The sequence below is a fragment of the Chlamydia poikilotherma genome (assembly GCF_900239975.1).
Classification (GTDB): Bacteria; Chlamydiota; Chlamydiia; order Chlamydiales; family Chlamydiaceae; genus Chlamydia; species Chlamydia poikilotherma.
Map to the genome: position 1 here is coordinate 803,854 of NZ_LS992154.1, position 13,929 is coordinate 817,782.

Sequence of the window (13,929 nt, forward strand, 5' to 3'; positions counted from 1 at the left end):
ACGCACTCCTCTTATTCAAAAATCAAGGAATCTTAGAGGCCGCATTGTAATAACGGTTTTGTTTTTTAAGCAAGAACTGTTCATTCACACAGAAACCTTTAGCCCTACTTCAGGTCCATAACATCCGGGAGGCGGGGATTCGTTTAACAACCAATCTAAAATTCTCACAACTCCCTCAGCAAAGACTTCACGGGAAAAGACAGTATGCCGTAAAGTGATTTGCTCTTTATCACTGATAAAAGCTATTTCATGCTCCCCCGAAATATTGCCAACACGTGAAGCATGTAACTCAATATTTTTTACATTGTCACAGTTAGACCCGACACTATAGTTCTGTTGCCACTCCTTCTCTTTAGCATCACAAAGAACAGAGACTAATTCATTAGCTGTTCCTGAAATCAAATCTTTTTTCTTTCTATGATGCACCTCAGTAATACGGATATCGTAGGTATCATCGAAAACACTAGCGAGTATAACAGCTAAACGTTTCTGCACATACGCTCCTAAGCTCGTATTTGAACAAACAATAACAGGAACATAAACAGCTAAATCTTCTATTTTTTTATCTATAGATAAAGATACTGCGGGTTTAGTCGTAGCAAAAATTAAAGGTTTGGGATTACAAAGCAAAGCCAGAAGAAGTTCCTCAGAAAAAGATGAAGAAGAAAAATCTACAAGAACATCATTACTGTCTATAACAGAAGATAAAGTATGAGCACTTGTTCTGGAAAATCCTGGGCCTAAAGTGAAGCGTGCGATTGATTTCAATGAAGTACCGAGCAACGTTCCCATTCTTCCTGAACATCCGATAATACCAACACGCATAAATTCATCTCAAAATATAGAAAAACATCATCATTTATAGCTCTGAGAGAGCTTAGCTTCCTATCGACAAAAATCCTAAAGAATCCTAGAATTTAAATCTCTTTGATTCTTTTCAATGCGCATCTCTCTTTAATCTGTAATAATCAATAAATAGAAAGCCTTGTTAATTAAAGTAGCTCCTAAACTATAAAATTCCGCTCATTCATGGCTCATCATATTGCCACAATATTTTCTAATTCTGCAAATCATTCGGACACCCTCTTAAACTCTCGACTTCCTTTATGGGAAGCTTATTGCCCTCAAGTCTTTTTTGAGTATTTAGAAGTCCTGCACTTAGTTAAAGGATCGCCTATAGACTTCAACCATATAAATAATATCTTATTATCAAAATCAGGATTTACGTTATCACCAACGGAAAATTACCTTCCACCGCACAATTATTTATTTGAGTTAAGTGAAAAGTGTTTTCCTATAGCCACACAAACACGCCCCTTGGATGACGATGGCTTTTCTACTCTTCCCGACCTGATTCACGATTTATTTTGCCACGTTCCTTGGCTGTTGCACCCTGAATTTATGAAGTTTTTCTTTACTATGGGACAGCTGTTTATAAAAGCTATACATAGGGCAAAAGAGATCTACCCTATCGAAGATCAACCGCGTATCCTTAATAGCAATGCTCTTGCTATTTCGCGATGTTTTTGGTTTACGGTAGAAAATGGTCTTATTGAAGAACAGGGGAAAAGAAAGGCTTACGGAGCTGCTATATTAAGCTCGACTGAACAACTAGCCTATACTTTTAATAACAAGGTGTTTGTTTCTCCATTTAAAACGGAACACATTATACAACGTCCTTGCAACCCAAATTCACTACAAACAACACTTTTTGTCATTCATGAGTTTAGCGAATTAAATGATATCTCAGAAAAAATGCAGCTCTTTCTAGAACAAGGACAACTTGATTTCACGGTCTTTGGTCCCCACGACATATATTATCAAGATATCATCCTCTTTTTAAAAGACCATGTCCTCTCATAAAAATAAGACATTTTTTAATCTATCCCTTACCTTCTCATTAATTCTGATCTTATCGAATCTGGTAGCAGCTTCTAGGCTCATCGTAACGCCTTACTTTACTATTCCCGGGGGATTGCTTTTCTATCCTCTAACTTTTGTGATTTCTAACATCGTTAATGAGATCTTTGGTCCTGAAAAAACCCGACACATGGTATTTTCAGCATTTGCTGGTAATATGCTCTGCCTAATATTTCTCCAAATTGTATCTCTTCTTCCAGCCTCGTCCATAGAAATCGCAAATGCCTGGCATATTCTATTTGATGTCAGTCCAATAGCTTTTATTGCCTCATTTACTGCTTTCTCCGTTTCACAACAGCTCGATATTATTTCCTTTCATTTTTTTAAACGACGCTTTCCTAAATCATCTCCTTGGATACGCAATAACGCATCTTCTATGCTCTCACAAATGGTCGATACCCTTATTGTTGATCTCGGCGTTGTCTATATAGGCATGCATCTATCCTTTACAAAAACTTTACAAATTATGACTTGTTCATATCTCTATAAAGTTTTCTTTATCCTAGCTACCACTCCGATTTTTTATCTGGGAATAAGAAGAATACCTCGCATTTATAAAGACAATATGGAAACAAAACACGAGACATTAATATAAAATAACTAATTATACAAAAAAAATTAAATGATTTATTTTCCTAAAAGAATTATAATCTTTGTCAAAAAAAATAATTTTATGGCTAATTTCCTTCTTTCACCGCCAAATATGCAATCGGGGTCGATCTATACCTTATGCAACCCTACCCCACTCCTTCCCAAAGATCAAAAATCCAAATCTATAGGAGAAAAAACGCCTATTACCGGCCCTGGATCATTTGACAATGCCTCATTTTTAAGTAAATTAGCCCGAGTTATCCTTGCGGCCATACTTATTATAGTTACTCTAGGGTTAATTCTATGCTTTATGTCTACACAAAATCTCTTGGATCTCAACACCCATGAAATCTGTGTAGATTATTTAGATTACGATTATCCCCCGTATTTCCCTTACAGATACGATACGATATACCGAAGTATACCCTATAGTCCAGAACCGACAATCACATTTGCAACTTGGGATAATGGGGAAATTTTTACTCATTTTCTTCGATTGACGGAAACGTACTCAAAATTATTCATTACTTCTTTTTTGGATACACCGTCCTGTTTTTCCATAGAACGTCATATTCTTCAAGACCAGCACATGCTCAATCTAGTTAATCAGGAACCCCTCGACCAACCCGACTCAAGCCAATGCCCCCACAGGGATCTTACTAATTACCCCCATTTAGAAGGAAAAAACTGTCAAGATTTTCGTATATTTGCTTATCCCATGTGGCATCATCCCTTTGCCGCCAATCAAGAGGAAATAACCACGAGGATGACGGCAACAGTACAAGCTGGATACGCAGGATTATCCCATTGGACATTAGTCATTGTAAATCTGGATAGAAAAGAAATTCTTTACTTCGATAGCCTTGCGCATTTTGTACCGAACAATGAGATTGATCCCGCTCTGAATTCTATCGCAACTAGATTAGGAAACTGTCACCCCGATGCTAATGGAGCAGGTTCTCCATTTACTGTGAAAAAAGTTGTCGAAACCCCCATACAAAGAGATGGTTCCTCTTGCGGAATTTGGGTTTCTTTATTCCTTGAAAAATATTTAGAAAATCCTAACTATACGATTCCGCCTATGGGGGATACGGAAACAGAAAACTACTTACAAAGTTTCTTGAATACCATCCCACAACGCCCATTAACCCAACATAATCGCCGTATCCTAACTTCTCTATGTATAGATTCACCAAATTAATTCGCCGCACCGCAATCCTCCTAACTCTGTTTTCTTCCTACGCATTAGCAACAACAAAGGAAAATGGGTCATTTATTGTAATCACAGGAGCTTCAGGTCAATTAGGATCAGCAATCACACATTACCTACACGATCGAGATTATTATCTATTGCTTGTAGGAAGACAAAAGAGCAAACTGTCTGCCCTACACGAGCAAAATCCCAACTCCTCAACTCTAGCCATAGACTACTCTCTACCGGGATATCTCACCGATTATAAAAAAACACTTAAAGACTTAAATCGTCCTGTTCACGGGCTCATCATTTCTACCCCACGTCCTCTTTGGGGCGGTATACTACAATCTCCAGAATCTTGGGAAGCTATACTGAGAACAACCTTTATAGCACAGACAGCTTTGATTCAAGCCACTCTTCCTTACATGGCTCCCCAAAGTTCTATTGTTATTATAGGGGGAACCACATCAGTACAACTAATTCCTTCCTACGGTCTTTCCTGTGTTATTCGTCGTATGTGGACAACATATACAAAAGCACTGGCGCACGAACTAGGACCAAAAGGAATTCGCGCGAACGTTGTTTCTCCAGGAGTCGTACGCACTCCATTCCACCAAGAAAGGATCCGAGAAAAAGCAAGGGTAAATCACTTTAGTTATGTAGAAGAATATAATAAAGAGACCGAGTCCATACCTTTACGACGTTTTTGTGAAACTGAGGAACTAGCAACAACCATAGAATTCCTTTTATCCTCATCATCATCCTTCATTTCAGGAACCAATTTAATTCTTGACGGAGGATGTACAACTTCTTTCCGCTAGCTATCCTTTCTTATTTAAAATTAGTTAATTCACTTATATCTAATAAAATAATAGAAAGTTTCCAATCCTATCTTATTAAAATCACTTATCAACAAGTATGTTTTCGATTTTTTAACTAAAACCAACACTTATCTTTCTAATTTCAAATATTTTAACATAGATTTTCAAAAATCCGTTAATATTGACTTTCTAGAAATTCTGTGTTAAGAATTGCCTCCTTTGTCTACGTTTTCAACCTCTTTCTAGAAAAATATTATTTATGGATGAATGCCCTGAACAATGGTCACTAGAAGCTATTAAAGAAGTATACGACACGCCTGTTTTTGAATTAATTCATAGAGCGAATGCTATACTAAGAAGTAACTTCCCCCATTCAGAATTACAAACTTGTTATCTAGTTTCGATAAAAACAGGAGGTTGCACTGAGGATTGCGCCTATTGTGCACAATCTTCCCGCTACCAAACTAATGTTAAACCCGAACCAATGATGAAAATTACCGAGGTTATGGATCGAGCAAAACATGCTGTAGACTCCGGAGCCACACGTGTCTGCCTAGGCGCTGCTTGGAGAGAGGTAAAGGATAATCATCAATTTGACCGCACCTTAGAAATGATCAAGGGCATTACAAACATGGGAGCTGAGGTTTGTTGTGCTTTAGGAATGTTAACTGCTAGCCAAGCAAAAAAACTTTATGAGGCTGGTCTGCATGCCTATAATCATAATTTAGACTCTTCTGAAGGATTTTATAAAACTATCATTACTACAAGAAAATATGAAGATCGTTTGAAAACTTTAGATGTAGTTGAGAAATCTGGAATAAGGACGTGTTGCGGTGGGATTGTTGGTATGGGAGAAACTTCCGACGATCGTATTGGATTACTCCATACTTTAGCTTGTAGAGAGCGCATGCCAGAATCTGTGCCTGTAAATGTCCTCTGGCCTATAGAGGGAACGCCTCTTCAAGATCAAGAATCGATATCCTTTTGGGAAATATTACGCACAATAGCTACAGTACGTGTTATATTTCCTCATTCTATGGTACGCCTTGCTGCAGGACGTGCTTTCCTATCCGTAGAACAGCAAACACTATGTTTTATCGCTGGAGCAAATTCTATTTTCTATGGAGAGAAACTCCTAACCGTAGATAACAACGGTATAAACGAAGATACCGAAATGCTGAATTTACTTGGAATGCGTCACCGTTCAGCATTCTCAGTGAAAAGAGGGCAGTCATGCCAATCTGCGACCTGCTAACCGAAAGATTAGAGAAACAAAAATATAGAAATAAATAGCGAACTTTAAAAACTACTGCTTATGTACTTGTAACTTCTGCTATAGAAATGCGTGCTTCCAAACTCTATCATAATGTCTTAAAAGACGCGGGAAGCAAAATTACGATAAAATCCATAATCTTAGAAGAACAAGAACATCTAGCAGAAATGGAATCAGAATTAGCAACAACACCTCATGCAAAAGAACTTTTTTTCTTACGCTTGTGAGTTTGAAAGTACACTATGCTTGCAATTACTAAGCTATTTAGAAAAACTAACAGAAACAATCTGCACAGTTTAACCTTATATAGAATTACATTTTCTTAGACGATAAATAGCGATTCAGGCAAGCTTTTGGAAAACTAAAAATAAGTTAGCCAAAATGCTTGCTTATAAGATTTCTCCCTCCTCCATTTCTGGGAATGTTTGTATTCCCCCATCTAAGTCTCATACTCTACGAGCAATTTTTTGGGCTTCCGTATCTCATGGCACTTCAATAATAGATAATGCTTTAGAATCTCCTGACTCAGCAGTGATGATTCAAGCTTGTAAGCAACTTGGAGCAAAGATTCATAAAAGATCCTCATCTCTTGAGATTACAGGAACCTCCAATCTTAGATTGCCAGAAAATACAGTTATCAATGCAGGAAGTTCTGGGATTGTCTTTCGTTTTTTCACAGCAATTGCAGCTATATTCTCTGAAAAAATAACAATTACAGGATCTTCTCAATTACAAAGACGTCCCATAGCTCCATTAATCAAAGCCTTAGAAAATTTCGGAGCTACGTTTTCATATCAAGGAGATCTATACACAATCCCCTTCTCCGTTTCAGGACCTATTTCTTCAGGATATACTGAAGTCTTAGGAGACGATTCGCAATATGCCTCAGCCCTTGCAATGGCGTGCTCTTTAGCAGAAGGTCCTTTCTCCTTTACTATAATCAATCCTAAAGAACGCCCCTGGTTTAAATTGACCTTATGGTGGTTAGAACAATTAGCTATCCCCTATGCACAATCAGAGGATACCTATTCATTTCTAGGAAAAGCTCGCCCGAAAGCTTTTTCCTATACTGTTGGGGGTGATTTTAGTAGTGCAGCATTTCTTGTCGCTGCTGCACTACTTTCCCAATCCCCACATCCCACATACTTAAAAAATCTTAATATCGATGATGTCCAGGGGGATAAAAAATTATTCTTTCTCCTTCAAAAGCTGGGGGCAAACATTATTTTTGAAAACAATACGGTTATTGTTTTCCCCTCTACACTTTCTGGTGGGGATATAGATATGGATCCCTTTATTGATGCTCTTCCTATCCTCGCAGTTATCTGTTGCTTTGCTACCTCCCCTTCACATTTATATAATGCTCGAGGAGCTAAAGACAAAGAAAGTGATCGCATTATTGCTATTACCCAAGAACTTCAAAAAATGGGTGCATGTATTCAACCTTGTCATGATGGTTTACTCATCAATCCTAGTCCTCTATACGGAGCTTCTATGCAATCCCATAATGATCACAGAATAGCCATGGCATTATCTATAGCGGCGATGTATGCCTCTGGAGATAGTATTATCTCTGACACTGAATGTATAAAAAAAACTTTTCCAAATTTTATACAAATTTTAAATTCATTACACACAAACATTCAGGAATACTATGAACCTATTTTTCTGCGGACTACCAACAGTGGGCAAGACCTTGCTGGGTCGAGCCTTTGCTAATTATCTATCGATTTCTTTCTTCGATATCGATGATTTAATTGTAAGTAACTATGGCAACGAGCTATATTCCTCAGGGTGCGAGATATTTCAAGCTGTTGGAGACGAGGTGTTTGCATCTTTAGAAATAGAAGCCCTACGCTCTTTACCTCTAGATAATAGCGTCGTAGCTTTAGGTGGGGGCACAATCATGCATCAAGAAGCTTGTACTATAATTAAAAACAGGGGGATTTTGATTTATCTATCCCTTCCTCTTGTTGAAATTCATAAACGACTCTTGAAACGCGGTCTTCCTGAAAGATTAAAGCGAGCTACGAATGTAGAAGAAATTTTACAACAACGTATAGATCATATGCAACGTGTAGCGAATTATAGTTTTCCTTTAGATGATGTGGATCTCTTAGACGAGCATTCGTTGTTATCTGCTTGTAAATCTCTTAATACTTTACTAAATCAATGAGAAATCGATTCGGTTCTTTATTTTCTCTAACCACATGGGGAGAATCTCACGGGCCCTCTATTGGGGTTGTTATTGACGGTTGTCCTGCAGGTTTATTGCTTAAGCCTGAAGATTTCATACCCGCAATGTCGCGTAGATCTCCGGGAAGACCTGGAACATCTCCTCGCAAAGAAAGCGATATCGTACATATTCTTTCTGGAGTATATCAAGGAAAGACAACGGGAGCACCTATTGCCCTCCAAATTTTCAATACCGATGTAAAAAGCGCTGTATACTATAAGCAAGATGATCGTTATCGTCCCGGTCATGGACAATTTGCTTATGAAAAAAAATATGGTATTGTAGATCCCTTAGGAGGAGGAAGATCATCTGCCCGGGAAACAGCGTGTCGCGTAGCTGCAGGGGTTATCGCAGCAAAGATTCTCACTCACTATGATATTTATTGTTTAGCCTTCTTATCCAAAATCGGAAAAGAATCTATTGAAGAATATCCAAAATTCTCTAAAGAATTTGCGCAAAGTATCTATAACTCTCCTTTTCTTTCTCCTCTCGATAATGATTCTATTTTCCAAATATTGACTAATCTACAAAATGAAGAAGACTCTTTAGGTGGAATAGTATCTTTTATCACTTCGCCTATTCATGAAAGTCTTGGCGAGCCAGTATTTAATAAAGTGCAGGGAGTTTTAGCCTCAGCACTTATGAGTATTCCCGCTGCTAAAGGATTTGAAATAGGCTTAGGATTTGCTTCTGCAGATAGGTTCGGATCAGAATATATTGATCCATTTATCATTGAGAATGGGAATATCTCTATGAAATCGAATAACTGTGGAGGCTCACTCGGAGGAATTACTGTGGGAATGCCTCTCAACGGACGCGCAGCATTTAAACCTACATCCTCAATTAGGAAACCCTGCTTCACAGTAACAAAATCTGGAGAATCAACTATTTATGCTACAGAAAAAGAAAGTCGCAATGATCCTTGTGTAGCTATAAGGGCTGTTAGTGTTGTAGAAGCAATGGTAAATCTTGTTCTTGCTGATTTATTACTACAACAACGGTGTGCTAGGCTATGATAGAGAATTTTATCTCCGATCCGCATAACGTTAAACTCGTGGAAAATTTCTTTAACAAGAAGTTATTTTCTTCAATATCTACAGACTTTCCTATTGTAATTATTAGTGATCTCCATGTAGCAGAAGAAATTCTTCCTCCCATCTTAGATTTCATGGATTCTTTAGATTATAAGGTAATCCTACTAACATTCCCTCCTGGAGAGAAAAATAAAACATGGGAAATCTTTATTTCTCTACAAAATCAGCTTGTTGATCAAGATGTTTCTTTAGGATCTACAATCATCGGTATCGGTGGAGGTATAGTTTTAGACATGGCCGGATTCCTGGCTTCTACGTATTGTCGAGGAGTTCAGCTATTTTTGATTCCCACAACAATGACAGCAATGATTGATGCAAGTATTGGTGGAAAAAACGGAATCAATCTACGGGGATTAAAAAATCGTCTAGGAACTTTTTATCCTCCGAAAGATGTATGGATATGTCCTGAGTTCTTAGCGACATTACCAAGGAGAGAGTGGTTTCACGGAATTTCTGAATCCATAAAGCATGGATGTATTGCCGATGCATATATATGGGAGTTTTTGCATAACTATAGCGATATGCTCTTTTCTTCTCGGGAAATTCTGAATGAGTTTATTAAAAGAAACTGCATGATTAAAGCTGCTATCGTCACTAAAGATCCTAAAGATAAAAATCTAAGAAAAATACTCAATTTCGGTCATACGATTGCCCATGCAATAGAAACACTATCTAAAGGCTATATCCCTCATGGATTGGCAGTAAGTGTGGGAATGATGGTAGAAATGAAAATTTCTCTAGAATCAGGAATTATGAAAAATCCTTATCTTATCGAGCAGTTATATAACTTATTAAAACATTTCTGTTTGCCTACAACTTTTGAAGAACTACGATCTCTGATTCCACAACATCTTCATAACGGATTTTATAATCCGGAAAATATTATCCACACACTCGGTTATGATAAGAAAAATCTATCGAAAAAAGCCCTAAGAATGGTCATGATAGAACATTTAGGAAGAGTCGCTCCATATAATGGCGCCTACTGTGCAACACCAAAAATGGATATTCTTTATGAAGTTCTAAAAAGTGAATGCCATGTTATGTGCAACAATTAGCGGTCCTTCTTTTTCTGAAGCGAAACAACAACTTTTGCACTCGTTATCGCTAGTAGATAGTATAGAGTTGCGTATCGATTGTCTTTTATCTCTATCATCAGATCAGCTGAAACATTTGGTTTTTTTAGCAAAGAAACCTATTCTTACATTAAAAAAGCACGCTAGCTTATCTGAGTCGGAATGGGTAGAACGCACCATGGAACTAGCAAAATTACAACCTGATTATCTCGATATCGATAAAGATTTTCCTAAAGAAGCTTTAAGAGATATCCAAAATCAATATCCTAATATAAAAATTATTCTTTCTTATCATAGCCAAACCTCAGAATACGTTCCGAATCTTTATAATGACATGCTAAAACAACAAGCGGATCATTATAAAATCGCAATCACTTCAACCAAATCCGTGGATACCCTCCGTTATATACAAATAAAAAAACATCTTCCCGAAAACACTACGCTACTTTGCATGGGAAATGAAGGAATCGCTTCTCGCATTCTTTCGCCAGTAATGAAAAATGCTATTAATTATGCTTCAGCAATAAACGCTCCCAAAGTAGCTCCAGGGCAACTTTCTATAGAAGATCTATTAGCATATAACTATGCCAACCTCTCTTCAGAAGCGAGTATCTATGGTCTTATTGGTAATCCTGTAGATCGCAGTATCAGTCATCTTTCCCATAATAAACTATTCTCAGAACTGAATATGAAGATGAGTTACATAAAAATTCTTCTAACATCTCAAGAGCTTAAAGAATTTTTCTCCCTAACGCGAAATCTCCCTTTTCGAGGACTTAGTGTAACTATGCCCTTTAAAACCGATGTTCTTGACTATATCGATGTTTTTGATGTTTCTGTAAAACATTGCCAGTCTTGCAATACTCTGGTTTTCAATAATAATAAGATCACGGGATACAATACAGACGGTTTAGGACTATTAAATCTCTTGAAACGCAAAAATATTGCCTTACAAAATACACACGTAGCTATTGTAGGTTCTGGAGGAGCAGCAATGGCTATAGCAACGACATTTGCTTATGCAGGAGCTCGTATTAGTATCTTCAACCGGACAGAAGCTAATGCTAAAAAACTCGCTGAGTTATGTAATGGGCATGCATTTCCTTTAAACTCTCTATCAGAAAATCATAACATAGATATTCTAATTTTATGCCTTCCTCCTAATGTGGAAATCCCAGAAGTCTTATCTCCTGTAATTATCGATATCAATACATTGCCTAAAGAATCCGACTACACAAGAAAAGCTAAAACGCAAGGATGCCGTATCCTTTACGGATATGAGATGTTTGCAGAGCAAGCTCTACTACAATTTTCTTTATGGTTTTCTGAAAAACTCTCTGAAGAGGATAGCCAGAAATTCCGTATTAGCGTGGAAAATATTGTTAATGCGATGTAAAAAATCCTTGTTTTGCTCTATACTTGCTAAAATTTTTTATTTGAAAGTATATGCAAAAATATTGGCTATTTTTCTTTTTTCTTCTTCCTCTAGCTATTCATAGTAGCGAAACTACACGTTATGTAGAGGTAAAATCCATTCATGAGATCGCAGGTGATATCCTTCATGATAGCAGTGACTTTTGGTTAATACTTGATCTCGATGACACTTTATTAGAAGGAGCCCAAGCGTTAACACAATCATTGTGGTTACAGAAAACAATAGAAGGATTCCAACAGTTAGGGCTTTCTGAATATGAAGCTTGGGAAACTACCTACCCTTACTGGGAAGAGTTTCAAAAAAAAGGATCTGTAAAAACTATAGAAAACGCTTTGCAAATTCTCATCACAAAGATCCACGAAAAAAAGAAAACACTTTTTGCTTATACGGAACGTAAGTTCTCTTCAAAAAATATCACTTTGCAACAATTGAAAAGCTTAAACCTAGAATTAGAGAGTACAGCTCCTACTATACCTACTCATTTACCAAAAGGGATTCTCTTTGCTTCAGGAGTGTTATTCGGAGAAGAACTACATAAAGGACCAGGACTGCAACTATTTCTAGATACTATAGAGGCTCATCCTGAAAAGATCATTTATATTGATAATCATAAGGAAAACGTTTTGCGTATCGGTGAGTTATGCAAATTAAAAAACATTTCCTATCTAGGAATCACCTACAAAGCTCAGAAGTTCTTACCTCCCATATATATCCCTGAAATCTCTGAAGTTCAATATACATACTCTCAAAAACTCCTTAGCAACGAAGCTGCAGCTTTACTCTTAAGACATCAAATGACAGAGTAGTATTAAGATAATAATTCCTTAACTTCCACCAAAAATGATGGCATAAAAAAACTTCTTTTTTTTAGAGTCACAACAAAGAGCAGCGTATCTTTTCTTTTGGTAGTTCATGGCGTCTTTTCGTTCTTCTCTATTAACCACTCTATGTGCTTACGGTACGTTGACGACGCCTGCTTATGGAATCGATCCAAACCATCCTGAGCATCATCATCATAGATACTCTGAGAGACTAAAAAAAAGTAACGCTAAAGATTCTAATATCTCCTCCTTACCTGCAACATCAGAATCATCTGAAACCTTAGGCCAAGAACCTCGTCATCACATACTTACCCCTGTACGTAATGTCCTAGAAGATCACCCTTGCGATGAGGGGTTGTCAATCTCAAAATTATTGCACTCGATAGAAAAAGAGACTAACTCTCAGATATCTGTGGATTTTACCATACTCCCTCAATGGTTTTATCCTAAAAAAGGTCCCCTAGCAGCAATCGATGAGAAGCAGCCGACTTGGCAATTTTATATGAGTCCTAGTATCTCTTGGCAGTTATACAATAGCCCTACAGCAGGGGTAGGGAGTATTGATTTCTCCTATACATTAATACGTTATTGGAGAAACAACGCGCAAAATGCCAACAATGCTACAGGCATCGCCGGCGGGATCAATGATTATAGCTCTCGAGCAAACACATTATCACAACTTACATTCTCTCAGACATTCCCTGGAGAAATGCTTACCGTTTCGTTAGGCCAATACAGCTTATATTCTATAGATGGAACTTTATACGATAACGATCAGCAATCTGGATTCATAAGCTATGCCCTATCACAAAATGCTAGCGCGACATATTCCTTAGGGAGTGTTGGTGCCTACGTACAATTTACACCTACACCTTCTATAAATATCCAGGCTGGTTTTCAGGATGCCTACAATATTTTGGGCACCTCTTTTGATGTCTATAACCTCACAAGAAATCGATACAATTTCTATGGTTATTTCTCGTGGGCACCACAAAATTCTCTTGGTAGTGGGCAATATTCCGCATTAATCTATTCTACAAGAAAGGTTTCCCAACAACCTACTCAAACAACAGGATGGTCATTGAACTTCGGTCAACACCTCGGAGAAAAACTCTATGTATTTGGAAGATGGAATGGGGCCACAGGAACAGCAGTAAATCTTAATCGTTCGTATGTTTTTGGATTAGCGTCAGCAAATCCAATAAATCGTAATTCTCAAGATCTTTTTGGAGCCGCTTGCTCGATGAGTAAAGTGAATCCTAAAGTCGTTACGGAAAGAAAAATTCGCAAATATGAAACTGTAATAGAAACATTTGCAACTATAGGATTTGGACCTCATATTTCTCTAACTCCAGACCTACAAATTTATATTCATCCAGCACGAAGACCTGATAAACGTTCTGCGAAAGTTTACGGTGTTCGGGCTAACTTTTCTACCTAATCCCACAACTTCATTATCTACATTTT

13 protein-coding genes and 1 pseudogene are annotated in these 13,929 nt (G+C 37.5%); 13 read left to right on the forward strand and 1 reads right to left on the reverse strand.

The features are described 5' to 3' along the window. Positions 1 to 84: 84 nt before the first annotated feature. Positions 85 to 825 (reverse strand): 4-hydroxy-tetrahydrodipicolinate reductase, encoded by a 741-nt coding sequence (locus C10C_RS03615; RefSeq protein ID WP_117274473.1) that lies wholly within the window; start codon positions 823 to 825, stop codon positions 85 to 87. A gap of 204 nt (positions 826 to 1,029) precedes the next feature. Between C10C_RS03615 and C10C_RS03620 the strand changes: the two genes are divergently transcribed. From C10C_RS03620 to aaxA, 13 genes and pseudogenes are all read left to right on the forward strand, one after another. After that, the gene (locus C10C_RS03620) at positions 1,030 to 1,863 is read left to right on the forward strand and encodes a phenylalanine 4-monooxygenase (RefSeq protein ID WP_117274474.1); all 834 of its coding nucleotides are present in this window, start codon (positions 1,030 to 1,032) and stop codon (positions 1,861 to 1,863) included. Then, positions 1,850 to 2,515: a queuosine precursor transporter gene (locus tag C10C_RS03625; RefSeq protein WP_117274475.1), complete on the forward strand. Its 666-nt coding sequence runs from the start codon at positions 1,850 to 1,852 to the stop codon at positions 2,513 to 2,515. The genes C10C_RS03620 and C10C_RS03625 overlap by 14 nt, the downstream gene beginning before the upstream one ends. A 78-nt stretch (positions 2,516 to 2,593) precedes the next feature. Next, complete coding sequence (locus C10C_RS03630; protein ID WP_117274778.1) at positions 2,594 to 3,712, forward strand: Ulp1 family isopeptidase; 1,119 nt, start codon at positions 2,594 to 2,596, stop codon at positions 3,710 to 3,712. Further along, the gene (locus tag C10C_RS03635; RefSeq protein ID WP_117274476.1) at positions 3,691 to 4,527 is read left to right on the forward strand and encodes an SDR family oxidoreductase; all 837 of its coding nucleotides are present in this window, start codon (positions 3,691 to 3,693) and stop codon (positions 4,525 to 4,527) included. The genes C10C_RS03630 and C10C_RS03635 overlap by 22 nt, the downstream gene beginning before the upstream one ends. Before the next feature lie 259 nt (positions 4,528 to 4,786). Further along, positions 4,787 to 5,782 carry a biotin synthase BioB gene (bioB, locus tag C10C_RS03640; RefSeq protein ID WP_117274477.1) on the forward strand — a complete coding sequence of 332 codons (996 nt, stop codon included), beginning with the start codon at positions 4,787 to 4,789 and terminating at the stop codon, positions 5,780 to 5,782. A 38-nt stretch (positions 5,783 to 5,820) separates the two neighbouring features. Continuing rightward, positions 5,821 to 6,100 (forward strand): annotated as a pseudogene (locus C10C_RS05275) (hypothetical protein); the annotation flags it as partial. Positions 6,101 to 6,181: 81 nt separating this feature from the next. After that, the gene (gene aroA / locus C10C_RS03650; protein ID WP_117274478.1) at positions 6,182 to 7,519 is read left to right on the forward strand and encodes a 3-phosphoshikimate 1-carboxyvinyltransferase; all 1,338 of its coding nucleotides are present in this window, start codon (positions 6,182 to 6,184) and stop codon (positions 7,517 to 7,519) included. Then, positions 7,455 to 7,976 carry a shikimate kinase gene (locus C10C_RS03655; RefSeq protein WP_117274479.1) on the forward strand — a complete coding sequence of 174 codons (522 nt, stop codon included), beginning with the start codon at positions 7,455 to 7,457 and terminating at the stop codon, positions 7,974 to 7,976. Before aroA ends, C10C_RS03655 begins: the two co-directional genes overlap by 65 nt. Next, on the forward strand, positions 7,973 to 9,052 hold the full coding sequence (gene aroC / locus C10C_RS03660) for a chorismate synthase (protein WP_117274480.1): 1,080 nt from the start codon (positions 7,973 to 7,975) through the stop codon (positions 9,050 to 9,052). Before C10C_RS03655 ends, aroC begins: the two co-directional genes overlap by 4 nt. Further along, a complete protein-coding gene (aroB, locus tag C10C_RS03665) occupies positions 9,049 to 10,188 on the forward strand; it encodes a 3-dehydroquinate synthase (RefSeq protein WP_117274481.1) in 1,140 nt (379 codons plus the stop codon). The genes aroC and aroB overlap by 4 nt, the downstream gene beginning before the upstream one ends. Then, positions 10,169 to 11,602 (forward strand): bifunctional 3-dehydroquinate dehydratase/shikimate dehydrogenase, encoded by a 1,434-nt coding sequence (locus C10C_RS03670; RefSeq protein WP_117274482.1) that lies wholly within the window; start codon positions 10,169 to 10,171, stop codon positions 11,600 to 11,602. Before aroB ends, C10C_RS03670 begins: the two co-directional genes overlap by 20 nt. 50 nt (positions 11,603 to 11,652) lie before the next feature. Continuing rightward, positions 11,653 to 12,447 (forward strand): DUF2608 domain-containing protein, encoded by a 795-nt coding sequence (locus tag C10C_RS03675; RefSeq protein WP_117274483.1) that lies wholly within the window; start codon positions 11,653 to 11,655, stop codon positions 12,445 to 12,447. 106 nt (positions 12,448 to 12,553) lie between these two features. Continuing rightward, positions 12,554 to 13,903 (forward strand): porin AaxA, encoded by a 1,350-nt coding sequence (gene aaxA, locus C10C_RS03680; protein ID WP_117274484.1) that lies wholly within the window; start codon positions 12,554 to 12,556, stop codon positions 13,901 to 13,903. The last annotated feature ends 26 nt before the right edge of the window (positions 13,904 to 13,929 follow it).